At 57.9% G+C, this 25,025-nt stretch carries 16 protein-coding genes; 9 read left to right on the top strand and 7 right to left on the bottom strand.

Annotated features, from left to right (window positions below; genetic code table 11):
• Positions 1-39: 39 nt before the first annotated feature.
• Positions 40-807 carry an AraC family transcriptional regulator gene (locus QR290_RS22495; RefSeq protein ID WP_289203640.1) on the bottom strand — a complete coding sequence of 256 codons (768 nt, stop codon included), beginning with the start codon at positions 805-807 and terminating at the stop codon, positions 40-42.
• 112 nt (positions 808-919) lie between these two features.
• Here QR290_RS22495 and QR290_RS22490 point away from each other — a divergent pair, with 112 nt between their 5' ends.
• Positions 920-1,735, top strand: a complete 816-nt coding sequence (locus QR290_RS22490) for a sulfite exporter TauE/SafE family protein (RefSeq protein WP_289203639.1) — start codon at positions 920-922, stop codon at positions 1,733-1,735.
• 63 nt (positions 1,736-1,798) lie between these two features.
• Positions 1,799-2,989, top strand: a complete 1,191-nt coding sequence (locus QR290_RS22485; RefSeq protein WP_289203638.1) for a hypothetical protein — start codon at positions 1,799-1,801, stop codon at positions 2,987-2,989.
• Here the strand turns inward: QR290_RS22485 and QR290_RS22480 are convergent, their stop codons facing one another.
• The 5 genes from QR290_RS22480 to QR290_RS22460 all read right to left on the bottom strand — a co-directional run bounded on the left by QR290_RS22480 (position 2,990) and on the right by QR290_RS22460 (position 8,773).
• On the bottom strand, positions 2,990-3,976 hold the full coding sequence (locus QR290_RS22480; RefSeq protein WP_289203637.1) for a hypothetical protein: 987 nt from the start codon (positions 3,974-3,976) through the stop codon (positions 2,990-2,992).
• A 208-nt stretch (positions 3,977-4,184) separates the two neighbouring features.
• The gene (locus tag QR290_RS22475; RefSeq protein WP_289203636.1) at positions 4,185-4,898 is read right to left on the bottom strand and encodes an HNH endonuclease; all 714 of its coding nucleotides are present in this window, start codon (positions 4,896-4,898) and stop codon (positions 4,185-4,187) included.
• Positions 4,899-5,206: 308 nt separating this feature from the next.
• Positions 5,207-6,487, bottom strand: coding sequence for a hypothetical protein (locus QR290_RS22470; RefSeq protein WP_289203635.1), 1,281 nt, complete (start codon positions 6,485-6,487; stop codon positions 5,207-5,209).
• Between the two features lie 223 nt (positions 6,488-6,710).
• Positions 6,711-7,958, bottom strand: a complete 1,248-nt coding sequence (locus QR290_RS22465) for a ribonucleotide-diphosphate reductase subunit beta (protein WP_085709714.1) — start codon at positions 7,956-7,958, stop codon at positions 6,711-6,713.
• 554 nt (positions 7,959-8,512) lie between these two features.
• Positions 8,513-8,773: a DUF2790 domain-containing protein gene (locus QR290_RS22460; RefSeq protein ID WP_085709715.1), complete on the bottom strand. Its 261-nt coding sequence runs from the start codon at positions 8,771-8,773 to the stop codon at positions 8,513-8,515.
• Positions 8,774-9,236: 463 nt separating this feature from the next.
• Here QR290_RS22460 and acs point away from each other — a divergent pair, with 463 nt between their 5' ends.
• From acs to argR, 7 genes are all read left to right on the top strand, one after another.
• Entirely contained in the window at positions 9,237-11,192 is a 1,956-nt protein-coding gene (acs, locus tag QR290_RS22455) for an acetate--CoA ligase (RefSeq protein ID WP_007951065.1), read from the top strand.
• Positions 11,193-11,920: 728 nt separating this feature from the next.
• Positions 11,921-12,694, top strand: coding sequence for an ABC transporter substrate-binding protein (locus QR290_RS22450; protein ID WP_064383630.1), 774 nt, complete (start codon positions 11,921-11,923; stop codon positions 12,692-12,694).
• 91 nt (positions 12,695-12,785) lie between these two features.
• Positions 12,786-13,475, top strand: a complete 690-nt coding sequence (locus tag QR290_RS22445; protein WP_007951063.1) for an ABC transporter permease — start codon at positions 12,786-12,788, stop codon at positions 13,473-13,475.
• On the top strand, positions 13,472-14,170 hold the full coding sequence (locus QR290_RS22440) for an ABC transporter permease (RefSeq protein ID WP_007951062.1): 699 nt from the start codon (positions 13,472-13,474) through the stop codon (positions 14,168-14,170). Before QR290_RS22445 ends, QR290_RS22440 begins: the two co-directional genes overlap by 4 nt.
• Before the next feature lies 1 nt (position 14,171).
• Complete coding sequence (locus QR290_RS22435) at positions 14,172-15,284, top strand: succinylglutamate desuccinylase/aspartoacylase family protein (RefSeq protein WP_289203634.1); 1,113 nt, start codon at positions 14,172-14,174, stop codon at positions 15,282-15,284.
• Between the two features lie 23 nt (positions 15,285-15,307).
• Positions 15,308-16,072, top strand: a complete 765-nt coding sequence (locus QR290_RS22430) for an ABC transporter ATP-binding protein (protein ID WP_003227281.1) — start codon at positions 15,308-15,310, stop codon at positions 16,070-16,072.
• 179 nt (positions 16,073-16,251) lie between these two features.
• The gene (argR, locus tag QR290_RS22425; protein ID WP_085709719.1) at positions 16,252-17,232 is read left to right on the top strand and encodes a transcriptional regulator ArgR; all 981 of its coding nucleotides are present in this window, start codon (positions 16,252-16,254) and stop codon (positions 17,230-17,232) included.
• Between the two features lie 48 nt (positions 17,233-17,280).
• On the opposite strand, the gene QR290_RS22420 is transcribed toward argR, so the two are convergent.
• Positions 17,281-25,017, bottom strand: a complete 7,737-nt coding sequence (locus QR290_RS22420; RefSeq protein WP_289203633.1) for a dermonecrotic toxin domain-containing protein — start codon at positions 25,015-25,017, stop codon at positions 17,281-17,283.
• Between the last annotated feature and the right edge of the window lie 8 nt (positions 25,018-25,025).

Below are 25,025 nucleotides of genomic sequence, written 5' to 3'. Positions count from 1 at the left end.
TTGTTTTCGGCCGGGATCAAACGCATTTTTTGATTTGCCCTAGTTCGCCGCCTCCAACCAGACGGACGGTGCCTGACCGAGGATCCGGCGGAACATCGTCGAGAACGCCGCCGGGCTGTCATAGCCGAAATCCAGGGCAATCCGCGTCACCGCTTGACCCGCCGCCAGCCGTGCCAACGCCAGTACCACGCAGGCACGCTGGCGCCATTGACTGAAACTCAGGCCGGTCTGCTGACGAAACAGTCTGTTGAAGGTGCGTAAGCTTACGTGCAGCTGATCGGCCCAATGCTGGGGCGATTGGTGGGCATTCGGCTGATGCAGAAAGGTCTGACACAGTTCGAGCAGTCTTCCGTCAGACGGCAGCGGGATATGCAACGGCAACGGAGCACTGCGCAACAACTCATGCAGCAACAAGTCGATCAGCACGCCGTCGCGCCCGGCCAGGTCATAGGTCAGCGGCAACTCCACGGCTTCCATCAGCAAGTGCCGCATCAACGGCGACACGCTGATCACCTGACAACGCTCGCCCAGATCCACCGCCCCCGGCTCGATATACAAACTGCGAGTGCTGACCCCCAGCATCAACACCTCATGCGCCACCCCCGGCGGAATCCACACCGCCCGCTGCGGCGGCACCACCCAGTTGCCGTCATGCGTGCTGACCTGCATCACCCCGGTCGCGCCATACAACAATTGCGCCCGCCGATGCGTATGACGTGGCAACCGATAGCCGTGGGAATAATCCGTACCGATCGCCACCACCGGGCGCGGCGTGTCATCCAGCAGATTGATTGAAACATTGCGCATCGAGCGGCATCCAGTAGTTGGCGTAAACGCAAACATTATTGGCTGACTTGCTGAAGCAGGCCAAGCGCCGCCGCTCTATCGTCGACCGCTCCCAAACAACGGACGACGCGCCATGTTCTACCTCCTGCTGACACTCTTCGGCTGCCTGACCGGCGTCACCGCCGTGCTCTTCGGCTTCGGCGGCGGCTTCGTCGTCGTGCCGCTGCTGTACCGCATGATTACCGCCAGCCACGGTGCCGATGATCCCATCGGGCAGTCAGCCATGCACATCGCCGTCGCCACCTCGACCTGCGTAATGATCGTCAACGCCCTGGTCGCCACCGACAAACATCGCCGCGCCGGCAACCTTATTCGTGATTACCTCTGGCCCTTGGGCGGGTTCATAGGATTGGGCGCGGTCGTTGGCGCAATCGCAGCGGTGTGGGTCAGCGGCGAAGTCATTCGTTATGCCTTCATTGCCTACCTCGGCGTGACGATTGTCGATTGCCTGCTGCGACGCGGATTTCTTACGCAGTCCGAAGGCGTCATCCCACGTCGATTGAGAACACTGGAAACGTCTGGCGGTGGTGTAGGCATTGGCGCCATCGCAACCTTTCTCGGCGTAGGAGGAAGCGTCATGACCGTGCCGTTATTGCGGCGTTGCGGGTTGAGCATGTCGCAGGCAACGTCGATGGCCAATCCGCTGAGCGTGCCGGTGGCGCTGGCGGGCACCCTGACTTACATGGCGCTGGCTGGTTTTAGCGCGACCGACTTGGGGCCATGGTTTGTCGGGTATGTGGATCTGCTGGCGTTTGCGGTGCTGACGCTGGGCTCGATGCTGGGGATTCGACTGGCCACGCCATGGATCGGACGGATACCGGATCGGGTGCATGCGTGGGTGTATATCGCGCTACTCATCGTCGTGATGCTGGGCATGATACTGAAGTAGCACCTCGATTCCTGCGCGCATCCTTTGCATACTCCGCAGCCTTATTCACTCAGGGATCGATCCATGCTCAAGGGACTGTTGCGCCTGGCGCCATATGCCGCCGCGTTGTTTTCACTGCTTTCCACCGCTCAGGCTGACGACGGCAGACGTGTGTTCACGGGCACGCTGGGCAAGACGCCGATTGTGGTTGAGCTCAACACCCAGCAGCAGGACGAAGTGACCGGCCGCTACTTCTACGAGAAGTATCACCGCGATCTGCCCCTCAGTGGCGCGTTGCAGGACAGCACGCTGACGCTGGTCGAGGGCAACAATCGTTACGGTGACGACAAGCCACTGCCAACTTTGAAACTGGAAGAAACTGCCACTGGCTGGCAGGGCGAGTGGCAAAGTCCGAAGGGCAAGAAGCTCTCAGTGCAACTTTCCGAGGCCAGGCTTCCAGCGCCGACAACTTCTACGCTGCCCTTCATCGCCGCGCTGGCAAACGGCGAGCCGTATGAGTATTTGCGACTACAGGGACTCAAGCTCAAACCGCTGAAGAAACAAGACTTCATGGGTTACACCCTGCAATGGTGGATTGAACCGGAGTCGAAGATTTCGCTGTTCAGCGTAGAGTCCGGTCTGCCAAAAGATGATCTGCAACGGGTTAACCAGCAGTTGCTTGGACGGTTGTGGAATGAGGTCATCCGCTATCACGGTTGCCAACTACTGGGTGGGGAATACGTCGATTTCATGCAGGACGCACAACCCAAAATGATTTCGCCAGCCGTGGTCAGCCTGAACATCTCGACCAGCTATTTCTGCGGTGGCGCGCATCCGGACTTCGGTGATTCACCCCTCAACATTGATGTAAGCACTGGTCATTCGTTGTCGCTCGAAGATGTGCTGTGGGTAGGTGAGGGCAAGCCACTTCTGCATGCCGAACGAGACAGCCTGGGTGACAAGCCTTTGAGTGAGGCTGAAAGTGACGCGCGTTATCAGTATGAAAACAAGGAGCTGGTGCCTTGGCTGATCAAGCAATTCACTGCCCTGTACCCCGCAGAAATGAAGAAGCCAACGCAAGATGACGATTGCGACTTCACGGAAGAAAGCGTTTGGGGTTCTTCGCCGTGGTACTTCACTGCGAAAGGTTTATACCTGGGCGCCTACTTCGCCCGCGTTCAACGCTCTTGCGATAGACCAGACTGGTCGGTGCTGCCGTACTCCCTCATCAAACAACACCCCGGCGCCGTCCAATTGCAACTGCCCCAGGGCTAATCACGCCAGACCCGGCGCTTCACGAATAATGAAGTGATCCAGGTTCTCGATATTGGCGTTGAAGACCTCGAAAGGCTTTTCGGGGTTCTTCTTGCCCGGCACCTGCTTCAACTCCGGCGTCACACCGTAGAAGAAGCAGAACAACTCCTTGTCGCTATCGATCGCGTGCTTGATCTCTTCCAGAAACGCCTTGCGCTTGCGGTAGTTGTCGATCAGCTTTTTGTTGAGATAAACACTGACCGGATAAGGCTTCTTCTTGCTGTCATCCGGCTTTTTGAACCAGACCTTGTCCTCGAAATCGATCCGGAAACTGGCGCTGTGAAAGTCCTCGATCTTCTTGATCCGGCCCCAGTAAATCAGCCCCTTGTTGTCCATCAAATACTCGATCTTCTTGAAGAACGAACTGTACGGCGCCGTATGCTCGCCAATCTTCAACGGCATGCGCTTGAGCAAATCCTTGTCCGCGAAGTTCGACACAAAACACTCCACGGGATGAGCAAAGACACTGGTCTTGTCCGGCGCCGTCTCACGACTCGGCGATTCTTTTGAGGGGGTAGTCGCCACCCGCACCGGATCATCCCGCAACACATCCGCCGCCCCCGCTGGCGCAGCAGGCTTGCGCACATACTCACGACGCGTCAGCAACAACTCCGACGGGAAATGTTCCTCCCGCCCGTCATCCGCTTCCCCATCCGCCGCCTCAACCCCCGACGCCGACGTCTTCAAACTCACATACGGACAACCCGCCACATGCTGCGTACCGGGCAGATTCTTGAAGTGCGGCGTGCGCACGTAATTCACGTTCTTGGCGTTGAACGTACCCAACTCGTTGGAAGCATTGAACGCCGAACGACAGGCATCGTTGGGGCACTGGAAGTGTTCCTTCGCAGAATCGAACGCCACCGTCTCATCGAAATTGAGATCGCGAACGTCATAGATCGACAGTTTGTCGTCGAGACTGAGGCAGTAGGCGAGGTCGAATTTCATGGTGGGGCTCGGGTCCTTGAGTGGGGGGAGGGGTATTAATAGCGGGTGGTGGGGTGGGTTGCACTGATTGTTTTCGGGATGATGCAAAGTCTGTGGGAGACAGCCTGCTGACGATTCGCGACATCAACCAGATTTCAAACTTCACACCGCCATCGCTGATCACGTATCGCTTCGTGGCGAGGGAGTAAGCTCCCTCGCCACGAAATTTTTATTCACGCTCTAACCGTTTAACCTTCGTATACAGCGACTCGGTTAACTCCTTGCTGTCATTCGAGTGATGGCAGCGCCGATGACAGTTCGGACAAAGCGCTACAGCATTGCTAACGCGATCAGAACCTTTATTCGCCAAATGCCTCACGTGATGCACTTCAAGGTAGGGCGATTCATTTTTGGTGAACGGCGCTGGTTCACCGCACCCTTCGCATATCCCTTTAGCCTTCTGACGAACCCAGGCTCTAACCTTCGGGTCACGTATAAATGCAGTGCTTTGGGCGGGAGCGCGCTTCGGCTTCACAATCCCCGCAGGTTCTTCTTCAAGAAGCAGTTTCTCTAGCGCCAGAGCTCTCTGCTCTAGTGCTTCTTCATCCGCAGTCGCAACCGTTGGATCCCCCAGCGTAACCCCTTTGGCAATCAACACTGCTCGGATGGCTGGCTCAACGTTGGCCCCTACGTTTCTAGCTGGCTTGTACCCTTTGATGTATTCCCTATGCATTCTCAATAAAACGGCCGAGATGTTCTGCATGCGGAATTCAACTGAGCCTTCAGTACGGTTGTGCAACGCAGACGCACGCAGCACGCGATTCTCATGTGCTTTGTTAAATTTTTGGCCGATTCGCTCAAGCTCAAACATCTTCAAATAGGCATCAACCGCTGCCTCAATCTCAGCAACAGTCCAGTCAGTGTCTTTTTTCTTGTCGCTCATAAAATCGCCGAGGTTTGAAAACCCTCGGACGATACTGAGTGGCCACTACAAATGTCTAGGAAAAATCCTACGTTGATTGGCGATATATCTCAGGAGTGATCCTACAAATACAACACTTAACCTATGGTATTGTCGGCGACTGATACCCTTGTGTAGCTCTTCGCCACTAATCGAGCGAAGTGTGTTGGTAGGGGGGCAAGTTCTGAATTTGTGTATTTGAAATAACTCTCTAGCAGGCCGTTATTTATTGTTTGATGAGGCTTCGTATTTAGCCCTTTGGGCTAGATACGAAGTTTTACTGAATGTCTTTACTGACGTTGGAGGAAGCCAGCTAGCTGGGCGTGTCTCTTTAGTGTGATTTTTATTTGCTCTTTAATTGTTGAAGGCATCGTGTTTTCTGGTGAAAAAACTTTTAATTCGATAATGCGCTTTGTTTTGTTTTTCTCATTGGCGTCGGAGAATATGTCGGCTCGCACACTTGAATAAATAGTTTTGATATCAAACTCGTGGGAAGAGGGTAATCCACAGGCGGACAGTATATTTGCTATGCGCTTGCCGAGTGCGGTTGGAGTCGATGTGACAGTGTCATACCAAGCCTTTGCATCTCTGGACCTTTTTGATTCTCGCTCCCTTGCTGGCGCATAAGAGTAATTCTCCCAATTTCCAGAAATCAAGTGGAAAAAGTGAGTGCTTTTAAAACGTGTCAGAAAAGTTTTCCCAAGGTTTCTCTGGTCATTGTCAAGTTCAAGACATAGCATGTGAAGATCAGCTGCTCGGATAGGAACTACCCGGAAGTCAAAATATAGCCGGGCTCTGTTTAGCTCATGCAGTGGCAGTGTCCTTCTATCATCATCATTCAACTCTGTGTACCAAGCCTCCCAGTTCAGCCTGTATTCATCTCGAGGTTTAGAGAACTGCATGATTCGTTGATTTCTCAAACCATCGCTTACAGGCCACAATAACGTCACTTGATACTCAGATAGATTCTGCAGTCCGTCAATGTTCTCGCCGAGCTTTTCGGCAACCTTCTCTATCGTCTCTCCGATAGTGGTGCTGTGACGAGCAATCTCTTCGATGTCAGCGCTAATGATCTGATAGTCAGAAAGAGGTTTGTCCATGTTGTGAAATGAGAAAGTTTCCTCAATAATTCGTGGCCAATTTTTTTGTGCAGGCCCAACTATTTCTAAATCTCTGGATATCAAAATTCTTTTGTTTCTGGAAGTCGCGTCAGCGAGCATGTCTCGAAACTGTTTGTTTGTTGTTAGCCATATAAATATTATGGGGATATTTTTGCAGTCGCCTCGATCTAGCAGGCTTAAGTGTTCGATGAATTGCGTGGGGATGCGTTCCTTTCCTTGAACGTTTTCCTCGTACTGATCAATTACTGCGATGATTAGCTTATCGGGGTGTAGTTTGTGGGTTTTTTTAACTTTTAGAGTGAGTGCTTCTAATGTTTCTACCTCGGATCTTTCCAATACTACACTGACAACTGATGGCATGTGGGTAGATAGCTCGCGTGAAGCGGAGCTTTTTCCGGAGCCGCTTTCTCCATAAAGCGGGATAAATCTAATGCCGCCAGAAATCTTCATTGACTTGTAGGCTCTGTCTACAATTCCTATAAGTTCCTGGTTTGGAGATAGTCTACCCTTATAAGCAGCGTCTAAATCTTCGTATCTAGACGGTAGGTTTATGCTCATCTAATAATTGTCCATAATTAATTCTTTTGTAGTTAGTAAAAAGCCCTGGGTTTCAGGGCTTTTTACGAGTTCTCAATGGGGACTGAGTAAATCAAAACTGCTGAGTGGGCAGTTATTAATCCCAGCTCAACGCCCCACCAGTCTGATACTCAATAACCCGAGTCTCAAAGAAATTCTTCTCTTTCTTCAAGTCCATAATCTCGCTCATCCAAGGGAACGGGTTAGTCGTCCCTGGATACTCTTCCTTCAAACCGATCTGCGACAGACGACGGTTGGCGATGAACTTGAGGTAGTCCTCCATCATCGCAGCGTTCATGCCCAACACACCGCGAGGCATAGTGTCACGCGCGTATTCGATTTCCAGCTGAGTGCCCTGCAGAATCATCTGCGAAGCTTCTTCCTTCATTTCGGCATCCCACAGGTGTGGGTTTTCGATTTTGATCTGGTTGATCACGTCGATGCCGAAGTTCAGGTGCATGGATTCGTCGCGCAGGATGTACTGGAACTGCTCGGCGACGCCGGTCATTTTGTTGCGGCGGCCCATGGAGAGGATCTGGGTGAAGCCGCAGTAGAAGAAGATGCCTTCCAGAACGCAGTAGTAGGCGATCAGGTTGCGCAGCAGTTCTTTGTCGGTCTCTACGGTGCCGGTGTTGAATTCCGGGTCGGAGATGGCGCGGGTGTATTTCAGGCCCCAGGCGGCTTTTTTCGCGACCGACGGGATCTCGTGGTACATGTTGAAGATCTCGCCTTCATCCATGCCCAGCGATTCGATGCAGTACTGGTAGGCGTGGGTGTGGATCGCCTCTTCGAATGCCTGGCGCAGGATGTACTGGCGGCATTCCGGGTTGGTGATCAGGCGGTACACGGCCAGGGCCAGGTTGTTGGCAACCAGGGAGTCGGCGGTGGAGAAGAAGCCGAGGTTGCGCATCACGATGCGGCGCTCGTCGTCGGTCAGGCCTTCCGGGTTTTTCCAGAGGGCGATGTCGGCGGTCATGTTGACTTCTTGCGGCATCCAGTGGTTTGCGCAGCCGTCCAGGTATTTCTGCCAGGCCCAGTCGTACTTGAATGGCACGAGCTGGTTGAGGTCGGCGCGGCAGTTGATCATGCGCTTTTCGTCAACGGCGACACGGGCGGCGGAGCCTTCGAGTTCGGCGAGGCCTTCGGCAACGTCGAGGGAATCCAGTGCAGCCTTGGCGCGGGCCACGGCGGCCGAGTCTTCGGCAGTCACGGCGCGGGCTTCGAGGGCGGCGGCACCGCCGGCGCTGTCGAGGCGGTCCATGTTGGCTTCGGTAGCGTGGCCGGCGTTGGCGCCTTTAACTGCTACTTCACTGTCTTCTTTGTCGAATTCGTCCCAGCTCAGCATGACGTGTCGTCTCCTGCGTGAGGGCCTGTGCCCGTGTGAAAACTGATTGGTTGGTTTTTCACACGGCCGTACAGGCCGCGTTGGATGTCGTTTTTTGCAGCGGTGCAACGCAGGCAATAAACAGAAAATTTTTACGGGTTTCCGAGAGCCTCTGACGGGCGCGAGTCAGCGTTGACGCTGCTGCGGGGCTTCAGAATGGCTTTGATCCCTGTAAGGGAATATTGCTGACCCGATTGGGCGGCATTATAGGGAAAAAAACACGGGCGTGGGGGAGGGCGAAACAGCGCAGGGTGGTCGAGCGCTGGGGTGATTTCGATCGGAGCGAGGGTTTACAGGGCTTTCGCCGGGATTGGCCTGGGAGAAAATTTTTTCATTAATTTTTCTGCGTGTGATTGATTGCTCAAAAAACAATCAAAAAACCGCGTTTTTCACTATATCTTGTGTTTTGCAACCCTTTTACGTCCCTTCAAACACAACTGAGCCCGACCGAAGCCGGGCTGGAATCGACCCTCGATGTTGCGCTGAGTGATCCGATTCGGTGCAGTCTCAAACCATCAATTGGTGCAGCCGTTACCCATCACGCTGTAACGCAGGATGTGGCGCTGGCCGGTGGAGTCGTCGTACTCCATTTTCATCGGTACGACTTCGCAGACATTTGGAACTTCGCTCATCGATACAACTTTGGCGATATCCAGGTGAGTGGAGTAAGTGTATTCCTCGATGGCTGGTTGTTGCTGTGCGACATCAGTCGGGACCTCGTCTGCCATGGCGGTTGCGCACAGACTGCTGAGGGCCAGAACCAATAAAGCTTTCATTTGAAATTTACCTTCTTGAGGTCGAGTGGGGTCACGCAACCTTTTTGGGGTTGCGTGTGGAACTTCATCGTTTGGGTTTGTTACTTAAGAGCTGGATTAACGGCCTTCGTGGGGGCTGTAACGTTGTTAATCGCTTTGCCTTGTCGGCGAGGTGAATTTTAGGGAGGCGGGGTAGGGGTAAACAGACCCGGTTTTGATAAACACCTTTGGCAGATTTGGTAACAATCGCTGGATATGGTGTTGGTAGTGCTTTGGCTTTCCTGAAAGACCGCGTCGCCTGAATCGCTGGCAAGCCAGCTCCCACAAGGGCTGCGAAGCATTTCGACAAGGTATTGGCAGCGTGCCTCCGGGGTATCTGGATGTTTTGTAGGGGCTTGTTACTACCATCGTCGAATGGTTCTATACGGGCGCCCCGGCTACAACAGGGTCATACAAAAACAACTATTACACCGAGGTAGGAAAGATGAGTGCGGCTTCCCTGTATCCCGTTCGTCCCGAGGTTCTGGCCAATACGCTGACCGACGAGGCGACCTACAAAGCCATGTACCAACAGTCGGTCGTCAACCCTGACGGCTTCTGGCGCGAACAAGCCAAGCGCCTCGACTGGATCAAGCCTTTCACCACGGTGAAACAGACTTCGTTCGACGACCACCACGTCGACATCAAGTGGTTTGCCGACGGCACCCTGAACGTTTCCTACAACTGCCTCGACCGTCATCTGGCCGAGCGCGGCGATCAGGTCGCCATCATCTGGGAAGGCGACGATCCTTCCGAAAGCCGCAACATCACCTACCGCGAACTGCACGAACAAGTGTGCAAACTCGCCAACGCCCTGCGTGGTCAGGACGTGCACCGCGGCGATGTGGTGACCATTTATATGCCGATGATTCCCGAAGCCGTGGTCGCCATGCTGGCCTGTACCCGGATCGGCGCGATTCACTCGGTGGTGTTCGGCGGTTTCTCGCCGGAAGCCCTGGCCGGCCGCATCATCGACTGCCGCTCGAAAGTGGTGATCACCGCTGACGAAGGCATCCGTGCCGGCAAGAAGATTTCCCTCAAGGCCAACGTCGACGACGCCCTGACCAACCCGGAAACCAGCAGCATCCAGAAAGTCATCGTGTGCAAGCGCACCGGCGGCGACATCAAGTGGAACCAGCATCGCGACATCTGGTACGAAGACCTGATGAAAGTGGCGGGCACGGTCTGCGCGCCGAAAGAGATGGGCGCCGAAGAAGCGCTGTTCATCCTTTATACCTCCGGCTCAACTGGCAAGCCGAAGGGCGTTCAGCACACCACCGGCGGCTATCTGTTGTACGCGGCCATGACTCACGAGCGCGTGTTCGACTACCGTCCGGGCGAAATCTACTGGTGCACCGCTGACGTGGGCTGGGTCACCGGTCACTCCTACATCGTCTACGGCCCGCTGGCCAACGGCGCGACCACGCTGCTGTTCGAAGGCGTGCCGAACTATCCGGACATCACCCGGGTGGCGAAGATCGTCGACAAGCACAAGGTCAACATCCTCTACACCGCGCCGACCGCGATCCGCGCGATGATGGCCTCGGGCACCGCCGCTGTTGAAGGCGCGGACGGCAGCAGCCTGCGTCTGCTCGGTTCGGTGGGCGAGCCGATCAACCCGGAAGCCTGGGACTGGTATTACAAGAATGTCGGCAAGTCCCGCTGCCCGATCGTCGATACCTGGTGGCAGACCGAAACCGGCGGCAACATGATGAGCCCGCTGCCGGGCGCCCATGCGCTCAAACCAGGTTCGGCCGCACGTCCGTTCTTCGGTGTGGTGCCGGCGCTGGTGGACAACCTCGGCAACATCATCGAGGGCGAGGCTGAAGGCAATCTGGTGATTCTCGATTCGTGGCCGGGTCAGGCGCGCACCTTGTACGGCGATCACGACCGTTTCGTCGACACCTACTTCAAGACTTTCCGTGGCATGTATTTCACTGGTGACGGCGCACGTCGCGATGCCGACGGTTACTACTGGATCACCGGTCGCGTGGACGACGTGCTCAACGTCTCCGGCCACCGCATGGGTACCGCCGAGATCGAAAGCGCGATGGTTGCTCACCCGAAAGTCGCCGAAGCGGCGGTGGTCGGTGTGCCGCACGACATCAAGGGGCAGGGCATTTATGTTTATGTCACCCTGAAGAATGGCGAAGAGCCGAGCGAGCAATTGCGTCTGGAACTGAAAAACTGGGTGCGCAAGGAGATCGGACCGATCGCTTCGCCGGACGTGATCCAGTGGGCGCCGGGGCTGCCGAAGACCCGTTCGGGCAAGATCATGCGCCGCATCCTGCGCAAGATCGCCACGGCCGAATACGAAGGCCTGGGCGACATCTCCACCCTGGCCGATCCGGGTGTGGTGCAGCATCTGATCGATACGCACAAGACCATGAACGTCGCGTAAGCGGCGGGTCTGAAGGCTGAAAAGCCCCGTCCGGCATTGCGCCGGGCGGGGCTTTTTGTTGTCTGTAGTTTGTGATCGTTCCCACGTCGAGGCGTCGAACCGTCCGCGTGGTAACGCTTCCCTGGACGCTCTGCGTCCGCTCTTGGGACGCGGAGCGTCCCGGGCTGCGTTCCCACGCGGAGCGTGGGAACGATCAGTTAGGGGGCGGGCAGGGCGTGGGTGATCTGCAACCAATAATTATCGAATTGCTCCGTCAGCCCATTCCCACTGTTACCCGTCCGCCTTCAAGTAACTGAATGTGTAACCGCCCGCTCCGCAACGGGGCATCCGGAAACGCATCGCCCCGTTTTAGAGCCTCAAAACACCCGGTGAAAAATAAGACATAACCCCGCGCTTGCCGGATTAGAAGGGTTTGCGAATAATAGGCCCGCAATTTGCAGCATGGATCGGTTCACTGTCTTTCGCTCTGGCATGAAATTGCAGGGCTGTCAATGTGCTCAAGCGGGTTTCTCGGTGCATCTGTAATTAGTTGTCGCATTGAAGAAATATCGGCTTCGGGCCTGTCGTTAGAATGCCGATCACTCGCTCGTCGTGGCTCGTGTTGAAATCGCTGACGGTTTCAATGGGAAATTTCCCACGGATGCAGCACCGCTTTTCTGTTTCACCCATTCGCATATTGGGCTGTCGCTCACTCTGCCGTTTTTGCCCTTTACCGATGGAGTCCCAAGATGAAGAAACTTGTGCTGCTTGGCGCCCTGGCACTGTCCGTGCTGTCCCTGCCGACATTCGCCGATGAAAAGCCTCTGAAAATCGGTATCGAAGCGGCTTACCCTCCATTCGCCTCCAAAGCGCCGGACGGCAGCATCGTCGGTTTCGACTACGACATCGGCAACGCGCTGTGCGAAGAAATGAAGGTCAAGTGCCAGTGGGTCGAGCAAGAGTTCGACGGTCTGATCCCGGCACTCAAAGTGCGCAAGATCGACGCGATCCTGTCGTCCATGTCCATCACTGAAGACCGCAAGAAGTCCGTGGACTTCACCAACAAGTACTACAACACCCCGGCCCGCCTCGTGATGAAGGAAGGCACTCAGGTCAGCGAAGGTCTGGCTGAGCTCAAGGGCAAGAACATCGGCGTGCAGCGTGGTTCGATCCACGAGCGTTTCGCCCGCGAAGTTCTGGCCCCGCTGGGTGCCGAGATCAAGCCGTACGGCTCGCAGAACGAAATCTACCTCGACGTGGCCGCCGGCCGCCTCGACGGCACCGTGGCGGACGCTACGCTGTTGAATGACGGCTTCCTGAAAACCGACGCCGGCAAAGGCTTCGCGTTCGTGGGCCCGGCGTTCACCGACGTCAAATACTTCGGCGACGGCGTAGGCATCGCGGTACGCAAGGGCGACGCCCTGAAAGACAAGATCAACACCGCCATCGCGGCCATCCGCGAGAACGGCAAGTACAAGGCAATCCAGGACAAGTACTTCGACTTCGACATTTACGGCAAGTAAAGACGTCGCTCGACCCGTCCGAAATGGCGCAAGCAACAGGATCTCTGCGGTTTGCGCCATTTTTTCATCCCAACTTTCGAGGACCTGAATCATGTTGAAAGGCTACGGGGCTGTCATCCTCGATGGCGCTTGGCTGACGCTTCAGCTCGCCTTGTCGTCCATGGCCCTGGCCATCGTTCTCGGGCTGATCGGCGTCGCGTTGCGCCTGTCGCCGGTGCGCTGGCTGGCGTGGCTGGGCGATCTGTATTCCACGGTGATTCGCGGGATTCCCGACCTGGTGCTGATCCTGCTGATCTTCTACGGCGGTCAGGACCTGCTCAACCGTGTCGCGCCAATGCTCGGCTATGACGACTACATCGACCTGAACCCGCTGGCCGCCGGTATCGGCACCCTCGGCTTCATCTTCGGTGCGTACCTTTCGGAAACCTTCCGCGGCGCGTTCATGGCAATTCCCAAAGGTCAGGCCGAAGCCGGCATGGCGTACGGCATGAGCAGCTTCCAGGTGTTCTTCCGGGTGCTGGTGCCGCAGATGATTCGTCTGGCGATTCCGGGCTTCACCAACAACTGGCTGGTGTTGACCAAGGCCACCGCGCTGATTTCCGTGGTCGGTCTGCAAGACATGATGTTCAAGGCCAAGCAGGCGGCCGACGCCACCCGCGAGCCTTTCACCTTCTTCCTCGCAGTGGCGGCGATGTACCTGGTGATCACCAGTGTCTCGTTGCTGGCGCTGCGTCACCTTGAGAAGCGCTACTCGGTAGGCGTAAGGGCGGCTGATCTATGATCTTCGACTACAACGTCATTTGGGAGGCCCTGCCGCTGTACCTCGGCGGTCTGGTCACCACCCTCAAGTTGCTCGCGCTGTCGCTGTTCTTCGGTCTGCTTGCGGCCCTGCCGCTGGGCCTGATGCGTGTGTCCAAGAACGCCGTGGTCAATGGCGCAGCCTGGCTCTACACCTACGTGATTCGCGGCACGCCGATGCTGGTTCAGCTGTTCCTGATCTACTACGGTCTGGCCCAGTTCGAAGCGGTGCGTGAAAGCTTCCTCTGGCCGTGGCTGTCCAGCGCAACGTTCTGTGCGTGCCTGGCGTTCGCGATCAACACCAGCGCCTACACCGCCGAAATCATCGCCGGCAGCCTGAAGGCCACGCCGAACGGCGAGATCGAAGCAGCCAAGGCCATGGGCATGTCGCGCTTCAAGATGTACAAGCGCATCCTGCTGCCATCGGCCCTGCGCCGGGCACTGCCGCAGTACAGCAACGAAGTGATCATGATGTTGCAGACCACCAGTCTGGCGTCCATCGTCACCCTGATCGACATCACCGGCGCGGCCCGTACCGTCAACGCGCAGTTCTATCTGCCGTTCGAGGCGTACATCACCGCCGGCGTGTTCTACCTGTGCCTGACCTTCATTCTGGTGCGCCTGTTCAAGCTGGCCGAACGTCGCTGGCTGAGCTACCTGGCCCCGAGGAAGCACTGATATGGAACGCATCGACCACGTTCTGCCGTGGAGCCACCTGGGCAGCGAGCGCCGGATTTCGGTCTTTCGCTTCGGCAGCGGTGAGCGCAAGGCCTACATCCAGGCCAGCCTCCACGCCGACGAACTGCCCGGCATGCGCACCGCCTGGGAACTGAAAAAACGCCTCGGCGAACTCGAAGCCAAGGGCCTGCTCAACGGCGTCATCGAACTGGTGCCGGTGGCCAACCCGCTGGGGCTTGGCCAGTTGCTGCAAGGCAATCACCAGGGACGTTTCGAGGCCGGCAGCGGCAAGAATTTCAACCGTGATTTCGTCGAGCTCAGCGCCCCGGTGGCCGCCAGGCTTGAAGGACAACTCGGTGATGATCCGCACGCCAACATCCGTCTGATCCGTCAGGCGATGGCTGACCATCTGGCAGCGTTGCCCGAGGCCAGCAGCCAGTTGCAAGGCATGCAGCGCATCTTGCTGCAACACGCCGCCACCGCCGATGTGGTGCTGGATCTGCATTGCGACTGCGAAGCCGCGCTGCACATGTACGCCTTGCCGCAGCACTGGCCGCAGTGGCGTTCGCTCGCCGCGCACCTGGATGTGAAGGTCGGCCTGCTGGCGGAAGATTCCGGCGGCAGCTCGTTCGATGAAGCCTGTTCGCTGCCGTGGCTGCGTCTGTCGCGGCTGTTCCCGGACGCGCAGATTCCACTGGCGTGCCTGGCAACCACCGTTGAGCTGGGTGGTCAGGCTGACACCACGCCTGCGCAGGCTGAAGCCTGGGCCGAAGGGATTCTGGCGTTCCTTGCCGAGCAAGGCCTGATCCGTGGTGAGTGGCCGAGCGCGGCGCACGAGCCGTGCGAGGGCATGCCGTTTGAAGGCACTGAATTGCTCCTGCCACCGCATCCGGGCGTGGTGAGTTTTCTGCGCAAGCCCGGCGAGTGGGTTGAAGCCGGTGACAAGATTTTCGAAGTGATCGATCCGCTGTCGGATCGGGTCAGCACGGTGTGTGCTGGTACGTCCGGGGTGCTGTTTGCCATTGAGCGGCTGCGTTACGCCCAACCCGGTTTCTGGCTGGCCAAAGTGGCGGGGCGCGATGCGCTGCGCGACGGCCCTTTGCTCAACGACTGACTGTTTTTGTGAGAACCGACCGCATGTACAAACTTGAAGTCCAAGACCTGCATAAACGCTATGGCAGTCACGAAGTGCTCAAGGGCGTTTCCCTGAAAGCGGCCGCCGGCGATGTGATCAGCATCATCGGCTCCAGTGGCTCCGGCAAAAGTACTTTCCTGCGCTGCATCAACCTGCTCGAGCAGCCGCACGCGGGCAAGATCCTGCTCAACAACGAAGAGTTGAAGCTGGTAGCGAACAAGGACGGCGCGCTGAAAGCCGCTGATCCGAAGCAGCTGCAACGCATGCGTTCGCGCCTGTCGATGGTGTTCCAGCATTTCAACCTGTGGTCGCACATGACCGCGCTGGAAAACATCATGGAAGCGCCGGTTCACGTGCTGGGCGTGTCCAAGGCCGAAGCCCGCGAGAAAGCCGAGCACTACCTGAACAAGGTTGGTGTGGCTCATCGTAAGGATGCGTTCCCGGGGCACATGTCCGGTGGCGAACAGCAGCGTGTGGCGATCGCCCGTGCGCTGGCGATGGAACCGGAAGTGATGCTGTTCGACGAACCGACTTCGGCCCTCGACCCGGAACTGGTCGGCGACGTGCTGAAAGTCATGCAGGCCCTCGCTCAGGAAGGCCGGACCATGGTGGTGGTGACTCACGAAATGGGCTTCGCCCGTGAAGTGTCGAACCAGCTGGTGTTTTTGCACAAAGGCGTCGTCGAAGAAAGCGGCAACCCGCGTGAAGTGCTGGTCAATCCGCAGTCGGAACGTTTGCAACAATTCCTCTCGGGCAGCCTCAAGTAATCGCTCCCGTTATGCACCAGATTAGGTCATGCTGCGCGATCTGAAGGCGGACCAGATTCCTCTGTGGGAGCAAGCCCGCTCCCACAAGGGATCTGCGCCAGTTTCAAGATTTGTGTTCATTTTCGGGCTAGCATTGGCCCTTGCCTTCATCACCGTTCTTCGCTTCGGATTGCCCGCCCATGACTGCCCATCGAATTGGTTTCCTGATTTGGCCCAGCACTAAAGCTCTGACTTTGGCGCTGGCAGAGGAGGCCTTGCGTGTTGCCCAGCGTGTGCATCCGGACGTGGTTTACGAGTTGTCATTCCTGCAGGCTGAAGCACCGACCGAAGGTGAATGGCAACTGCCCGGCGAACCCTGGGCCGGCAAACTCGAAAACTTCCAGAAACTGTTCCTGCTCGCTGACGAGCCACCGACCACGTTGGCGCCGGCTCTCAGCAGCGCGCTCAAGCAACTGGTGCGTGCCGGTTGCGTGATCGGCGGCCTGTCGGCCGGTGTGTACCCGCTGGCGCAGCTCGGTCTGCTCGACGGTTACCGCGCGGCGGTGCACTGGCGCTGGCAGGACGATTTCGCCGAGCGCTTCCCGAAAGTCATCGCCACCAGTCATCTCTTTGATTGGGATCGTGATCGCCTGACCGCGTGCGGCGGCATGTCGGTACTTGATTTGCTGCTGGCGGTGCTGGCCCGCGATCATGGTGCGGAACTGGCCGGTGCGGTCTCCGAAGAACTGGTGGTCGAGCGCATCCGCGAAGGCGGCGAGCGTCAGCGGATTCCGTTGCAGAACCGCCTCGGCTCCAGCCATCCAAAGCTCACCCAGGCAGTGTTGCTGATGGAAGCCAACATCGAAGAGCCGCTGACCACCGACGAAATCGCCCAGCATGTGTGCGTGTCTCGCCGTCAGCTGGAACGGATCTTCAAGCAATACCTCAACCGCGTGCCGAGCCAGTACTACCTGGAATTGCGCCTGAACAAGGCCCGGCAGATGTTGATGCAGACCAGCAAGTCGATCATCCAGATCGGCCTGTCGTGCGGGTTCTCCTCGGGGCCGCATTTCTCCAGCGCCTACCGCAACTTCTTCGGTGCCACCCCACGGGAAGACCGCAATCAGCGGCGCAGCAGCAGCCCGTTCGAACTGTCGTCGGTGCCGCCCGAGCGCGGTTGATCCATCGCCGATAAAGCCATGGCACGAGCGGCCATGGCTGCAGCTCGATCAGTCTTCTACTTCCATATCCGGCCTCAGCTGTGGTGGTCGCGGTGTGCCGTCAATGCCATCGACGTTCAGGTCGTTACCCGTCTCGTGATAGTAGGCGCGCACGCGCGCCAGGCTCTGTGCCGACAATGGGTTGTCGCGCAAGTCGTAGCGGTCACCGATGGTCGGGGGCACATCCATCAGGGTTTCCGGCACCTCGGTAATGGCATTGCCGGACAGGTCAATCTCGCCCCAGTGCAGGTTTTCCAGTGCGCCTTTCGGGATTTCGGAGATTCCGGTATTGCTCAGGTCCAGTTCGGTCAGGCTCTGCAGGTTGCTGAGGTCGGGGGCCAGTCCCAGGGGGTTGTCGCTCAGATTGAGCACCTCGAGTTTATCCATGCCTGCCAGTGCCGCAACAGACTCGGGTGTCAGGCTGATTCCGCAATCCGACAGACTCAGGGCTGTCAGTCGGTTCAGGGTGTAAACGTCCTTGGGTATGTCGCCCAGATTGATTGCCCGGATGGCCAGGCTGTCGATGTTGGGGAACGCTTCAAGGAAGCGCCCGAGTCGCGTCGAATGGCCGTCACCCGCCAGATACAGATCAGGTACGTGAAGAAACTCGGTGCCCAGTGTCGGCAGTTCTCCGGTGAAGTCAATCGCACGGCTGAACCCGTAAGTGTCGAGGATCGAGTCCTCCAGCGGAACACTGCGCCAGCAGGTCAGCAGCGCTTCGGCGAACTGTGAGCGCAGTTGCTCCTGGTGCGATCGCGCGGTTTCGGACAGTGGCTCGCCGGTGAGCGGATTCACAGGAATGTCGCTGCTCCAGCGAGCGAGGTTGCGGTTGAGATCGCTCAGCACTTTTTCCAGGCGTGTCAGTTCGTTGCGACCGTCGGCCAGGCTGCCGGGCAGACGATAAATCAGGGTAGTGGCCTGCTCGTTGTCCAGCGTGGGGTAGAGGGTTTGCACCCGCGCAAGATCCGTCTCATCGGCAAGCACGCCGAGATCACCGCCGGTACGCCTGAAGTAGTCCTTGACCCGTTCGCGAGTCGCAGGGCTCAGGGGATTGTTGCCAAAGTCGTAGCCGTTACCGGTTTCTGCCGACAAGTTGAAAATTTCTTCAGGGATTACGCTGATGCGATTGTTGCCGAGGATGGCGATGTCCAGTGTCGGATGATTGATTAGTCCGGCAGGCACTTCGTCTAACCCAGTGCTGGTCAAATCCAGAAAATCCAGATTCGGCAGGGCATCAATCAGCGGCGCCAGCCCCAGCGGATTGTTGTACAGATCGAGCTTTTTCAGGCCTGTCATCGTGGCGAGGGTGGTGCGACCTTCGACATCCAGTTTCAAGGCGCAGTTGCTCAGCACCAGGCTTTCCATGGCTGACATTTGCCTGAATGAATCCGGTATCTGCCGCAGTCCCAAGTCACGCAATTCCAGAGTCTTCAGTCCTGTGAACGTGTTGAAGAAACTGTCGCCTATGCGCAGTCGGGAATTGCCAGTCATCGACAGCGTTGTGACATGGCTGAAGTCTGCGCTCAGCGGGGGCAACTCACCGCTAAAGGAGAGGTTGAGAGTCAGGCTGCCCGAGCGAACATCGGGCCGGATAGTCGAGCGTTCGCGCCAGAACGCTTGCAGGTCGCGGCGATATTGATCGCGCCCGGAGCGCTCAGCGGTTTTTTCCGCATCGGTAAGCCGTATGCCACTGGATGGATGCAGTTCGGGTGGTTCTGCGGCCCATGTTCCGAGAGTCGCATTCATCTGCTGCCATTCCGTTTCCCAGTGGCCGATCCGGGCGCGTCCCTCATCGATTGTTCCCGGCAACAAATAGAGCAAGTGATTCGCTTGCTCTGCATCCAGCGCTGGAAACAGTGCGCGTACACGGTCGATATCGGCCTGTGGCATCGATACCCCGAAGTTCTGCCGATTGCGCTGGTAGCTGGTCTTGATCCGATCGCGGGTGGCCGGGGACAGAGGGTTTTCACCCAGGGTGAACTGCTTGGGCGACAGTGCCGGGAGTTCGTAAAGACTGTCGGGCAGTTCGCTGATCCGGTTTTGATCGAAGTCAGCCATGTTCAGCGTCGGGTGTTCGACCAGGCCAACCGGCAGATCAGAGATCCCGGTGTCTGCCAGACGCAGGTGGGCCAGTGCTGGCAATGTGTTCAAGTGTGGTGCGGTACCCAGCGGGTTATGGCTGAGATTAAGGAATTGCAAACGGGTCATCGAAGAGAGGCGGGCCTGGGTTTGCGGTGTCAGGCTCAGCCCACAGGACTCCAGCACCAGGCGCTCCAGTAAAGGCATGCGCTCGCAAGCCTGTGGCAGGTGTTCGAGTCTGAAATCATGCAATTCCAGATGGCGCAGGCCGGTAAAGCCCGAGAGGAACCCGTCGATATTGCCCAGGTTCGGATTGCCATCAAGCGTCAGGTCGATGATATGGCTGAAGTCGGCCGACAGTTCAGGCAAATCTCCAATGAAGGGCAGACCGGCAATCAGTACATCGCCTCGCTCAGCGGGTTTTTCGGCAGACCGGAAGCGCCATAGTTCTTCAATACGTTGGGTGAAAATACGCCGGTTGGTATGCATCGCCGACATCTGCCACGGGCTTAGCCTCTGCCCCGTAAGCGGGTGAGTGCTCGGCGCAGCCGCCTCCCACTGCAACAGTTCATCTTTCATTTGGCGGAATTCCGCCTGCCAGTGCCTGACCTGGCTACGACCTTGCTCGATCGATCCCGGCAAGCTGTAGAACACGTCGCTGGCATCCTGATCATCGAGGTCGGCAAACAGTTGCTGGATGGAGTCGATATCCGCGCGATCGGCGAGCACGGCGAAATCCTGGCCGGTTTCACGCTGGTGTCGCTTGATACGTTCGCGGGTGGTCGCATCCAGCGGGTTATTCGACAGGTCATAACCGTCGGTGACTTGCGCCGGCATTTCGAACAAGCCTTCCGGCAAATCGGTGATCCGGTTCTCGCTGAGAATGGCGGTCTTGAGTGTCGGGTGGCCGATCAGGCCGGACGGTATTTCCATCAGGCCGGTGCGCGACAGATCGAGATAGGTCAGTGAGCTCAGCGTTCGCAGGTCGGGCACCAGCCCCAGCGGGTTGCCGGGCAGTTCCAGTGATTCGAGCCCAGGCATGTTGGCCAGCGCTGTCAGCGATTCGGTAGTGAACGTCACACCGTAGTGGTCCAGTACCAGTATCTCCATCATCGGCAGGCCATTGAGCATCGTGTGCAACTGATCAATCTCGCCGTTGCGCAGCATCAGCCGTTTGAGTCGGGGGAAACTTCTCAGGAATGCCGTGTTGCCGCCAATGCCCTTGTTGCCGTTGAGAGTCAGCTGGGTGATATGGTTGAAATCGGCGTTCAATGCCGGCAAATCCCCCCTGAAGGTGGCCTGGATCGAAAGGACATCGGCTCTGGCGTATGGAGGGCTGCTTGAACGGTGTCGCCACAGGCGCAACAGATTGCCGGCGAACGTTTCGCGGGCGTCCAGTTCGGTAAAGCGCTCGTTCGCCTCCAGGGTGGTGCCACTGATCGGATCGCGGTCGGGAATGTCTCTTGTCCATGAAACCAGATCGGCGTTCAGCGTGGCCAACTCCGTTTCCCACACGGTCAGTTGCAGTCGACCCTGAATCAGCGAGCCGGGCAGGTTGTAGATCAGGCCGCTGGCCTGGCTGTCATCGATGTCCGGAAACAGTGCCCGGGTGCGGGTTATATCTGTCTGCTCGGCACGCACGCCGAAATTGAGTCCGGTCCGCGTGAAATGGTTTTTAACGTGTTCGCGCGTGACCGCAGAGAGCGGGTTTCCCGAGAGGTCGTACCCGGCGCCGAAGTCGGGCGGGAGTTCAAACAGGGCATCAGGCAGCGTGGTGATCAGGTTGTCGCTCAACCAGGCGCTTCTGATTCTCGGGTGGTCGATCACCCCGATCGGCATCTCGGCGATCGCGGTGCGGGAGAGATTGAGATACGTCAGCGATGACATGAGGGTTACATCAAGGCCTGTACCCAGCGGATTGTCCTTGAGGTCCAGTTCGACCAGTTCATCAAGGGATGCCAGCAGTGCCTGGTTTTCCGGGGTCAGGACGATGGCGCATTTGCGCAGCCGCAGTTGGCGCAGGGAGGGCGTTGCGATGGCTTGCGGCAGATCGTGCAGGTCGAAGTTGCGCAGATCGAGGCGCTTCAGTTCAGGGAAGCGACTGATGAAGGTCTCGATGCCTGAGGATGTTCCGCTGCCACTCAGTTCCAGGTTGACGACATGGCTGAAATCGGCTGACAACTGCGGGAGATCGCCCAACAGCGGTTCGTTGAACTGCAGGCGATAGCCAAAACGATCCAGGGTTTCCCGGCGCCAGCAACTGAGCAGGGTACGGGCAAACAGGTGGCGATTGCGCTCTGCGGCTGCCCGCTGGGCGAGGGACAGTTCCCGGCCGGTCGCAGGATCGATCCGCACAGCCCTGAGCCGCCATTGATCGAGGTCGCTCTCAAGGCGTGCGTATTCGAGGCGCAGGCGCGAGAGTTCGGCAATCGGATTTCCCGGAAGATTGTGCAGGTATTGCACCATCGCTTGCAGGCCGTCCCGGGTGATCCCAGGAAACACGTCTCTGGTGCGTGTTTCCAGAGTGGGCGGCAAACGGTTCGTCGAACTGTTGCGCGAATAACCTTCCGCACCCACCAGGCGCAAGGTGTCGGGAGCGGATTCCGACACCGGTGTGTCGCCCAGCGTTAGACGCAGGCTGGAGCGGGGCAGCGGGTTGTCGCGTATGAGTTGCTGGAGTTTCGGTCCTTCGCCGATCTGCAGGTTCAACGACTGACGCTGTGCATCCGGCAAGGCTTGAAGCACGCAGGTGTAAAAGTCCGTCGAACCGTGCAATTGCAATCCGTCCGGATCGAACGGTTGCCACAGACCATCGGCCCGGCGTACGAGGATTTTCTTGATGGCTGCATCCTGGGGGCCGGTGGTATCGAGACTGTTCCCGGCAAACGTCAGGTCACGGACTTCCAGGTTCAGGCCTTCAGACCAGCCCGGCAACAGCTGCAGGCTGTGCAGGGCCAGCGTCTCGGAATCCGGATTACGCACCGAATCGATTTCCAGCCCCTCATAGGCGCGGGTGATGCGCAGCTCGTGCATGGCGGTTTCGGAAAGATTTTGCTGACGCTGCGGAAACTGCCCTTCACCCAGTTGCAGCAGCTCGGTGCCCGTGGCGGTGTGTATGAGTTCTTCGGTGATTCTGACGGGCAGTTGCGGCACATGTCGGGCCACCTGCTTTACCAGTGGAATATCGCGGTGCTGAAGTGACTGATAGCGTTTTTCGAACAGGTTCGGGCGCTGTTGATCGGCAATCTCGGCGAGCCTGGCGCGCAGGCGCCGGGTGCGGGCTTCAAGGGCAAACATCTGCCCGAATTCTTCGTCGAGCAGCGTGTTTTTTTCGGGCTCGCTGAGGGATTCCAGCACGGTCTTGAGCAGATCACCGTCGGTCAGCTGGCCTTGGTGAATGTCTGTCAGCGGGAGCTGCGCATCACTGGAGGATTGCCAGATCGTTTCGCCTCGGGCGTTGAGCAAGCGCAGTCGCCGGGTGGCAGGCCACAAGTTCTGCTCGTTGAGCAATTGCAGCTGAATCAATGGATCGGCCATCCGGTACTCGGTGGGGTCGTCGCTGGAAAGCTGGTGTATGAAAGTCTGCAGGTCCTGATCGATCTTGAAACGCTCGATGGTATCGGCCAGCAACGGTGGTACACGCTCCTGGTTGACGTGCATTTTGCGTAATCCGTCTTCGGTGTAACCACTGACTTGCAGAATCCGCTCGCGCCTTGCCGGAGCAAACGGTTCCATGCGTGGGCCGATCCGTCGCAATGCGGTGGCGCGGTCCCATTGCAGCGGGTTTTCCAGCTCGGTATGAAACGCACCTTCGCCGTTGTGCCGCACAATCGGCTGATAGGCGTCCGGATGGGTGGGGTGTTCGATGCGCAGCTTGCCGGGATATTCGTGATCGCTGACGGCGTAGTGCGCCTGATCGGCAGGCAGCAGTTTTTTTCCGTCAAGCAGGTGCAGACCTTGTGCGTCGGGACTGGAATCGGCCGCAGGGGTGAATGGGCGCTGGTAGGGTTTCAGATCCGGTTTCCAGTACAGCGTCTTGCCGTTGCGCAGTTTCACCGGCTGGAAGCGATCCATGAACGCCACCACTTCGGGCGGCAATACCTTGGGCAGTTCCGCCATGGCAATGCCGGTACCGACTCCGAATGCACCGAGCTGGATCATGGATTCCAGCGCGGCAAAGTAGTGTTCGAAGGCTTCGGTGGTGAGTCCTTCGGCCAGGTCGACGTAGCAGGTGAAGAGCTCGTCGAGCAATTGGTAGGTGATGTACGCCATCATCATTTCACCCAGAAACGGCACGAACGGCAGAACGACGAACGCGGCCGCTTCCAGAATCGACGCAGCGACGCTGACAAGTGCATCCCAGCGCCGCCAGCGAGCGTTGCGATCAACCATCGCAGTGGGAATCGCGATCACGGCGGCATCGTTGAGTATCTTGTTCAACTTGCGCTGATACAGGTGTTCCCAGAGTTCGCCGGCGATGGGCGTAACGGCAAATTGCAGATCCGGCCTTGCGACTGGCGTTTCGCGCCAGGGAGGCGATAAATCACCGGCCTGTGGCTTGTGATAGGTCACCTGACTCAGACGTTGCTTGAGCTGGCCGAAGAATTGCCCGCGTTGATCGTGGGCGACGAAGCGGCTGAAGAATCGCTGGTAGTCGGTTTCGCGCAATTGCCGGATCAGCTCTTCTGCCAGTTGGGCTGTAGACGCGTATTGCTTGACGGGATGTTGGGGGTCGCCGGGTATGTAAGCCACCACCTGCACCACGGTTCGTGCCTGCTCGAGGTCGGGTGCAAACAGCACAATCCCGGTCAGCTCGACCGACATCATCGTCAGGTCCTGGCACAGCAGCGGCCGGCCATCCATTTGCACGTTGTGGGTGCCATCAAGCAGGCGTTCAATCGAATGCAGATGCGCGTGGTCGATATCGCCCTTCATCCGTGCCAGTTTCAGGGCTGCGCGCAGTGCGGTTTTTTGCGCCGCATTGATCTTGTGGCGCAGGACAGTGGCCCCCACCGGACTGGACACTGCCAGGTTTTCTTCCAGATAGGTTTTGTAGCGGCTGCCGATGTCCAGTTTCCGGCACAGGCAGGTGAAAGGGGCGATCCCCGGATGCTTGTTGAGGGGCGTCAGCGTTTCGTATGACCCGCTTGCCGAGGGGCGGGTGATGAACGATGAGCCGGCGGCATAGGCGTCGGCGACGGTTTCGCCGGTCTCGAAGTTATGCAAGGCAGCGTCGAGCAGAGACACCGTCCATGTCCGGGTGCCGGTGGTAATGCCGGATGCGGTCACGGGGATGTACAAATGCAGGAAGGTTTCTCTGACATTTACGTCAACGCCGAAGCTTGATTTGAGCGCCTCGGTCAGCAGCGGTTCGGCGAAGGCGCTGGCGTCCTGAATGCGGTCAAGCACCTGATCGACACTATTTTGCGCTCTCATGTACTCGACAATGAGGGTTCTGAGGGCATCGTGCTGCACTTGCGGGGCTGCCTTCACCGCATGGGTAAGGCGCTGGCGGTTGTTCTTCAAGGCGAGTCGCCGGGCCGGGGAGGCCTTGCCCAGCCATTCGGGAAACGCTTTGACCAGCGGTTCGTAGTGAGACGGCGGGTTGAGTGCCGCCGCGCCGGGCGTGGGGGAAAGGGCGGGCAAGTGCCCGGAAGTGGATGACATCGTTGGCG

The sequence above is a fragment of the Pseudomonas fluorescens genome (genome assembly GCF_030344995.1).
Taxonomy (GTDB): Bacteria; Pseudomonadota; Gammaproteobacteria; order Pseudomonadales; family Pseudomonadaceae; genus Aquipseudomonas; species Aquipseudomonas fluorescens_BF.
This window is presented reverse-complemented; position numbering and strand designations above follow the sequence as displayed.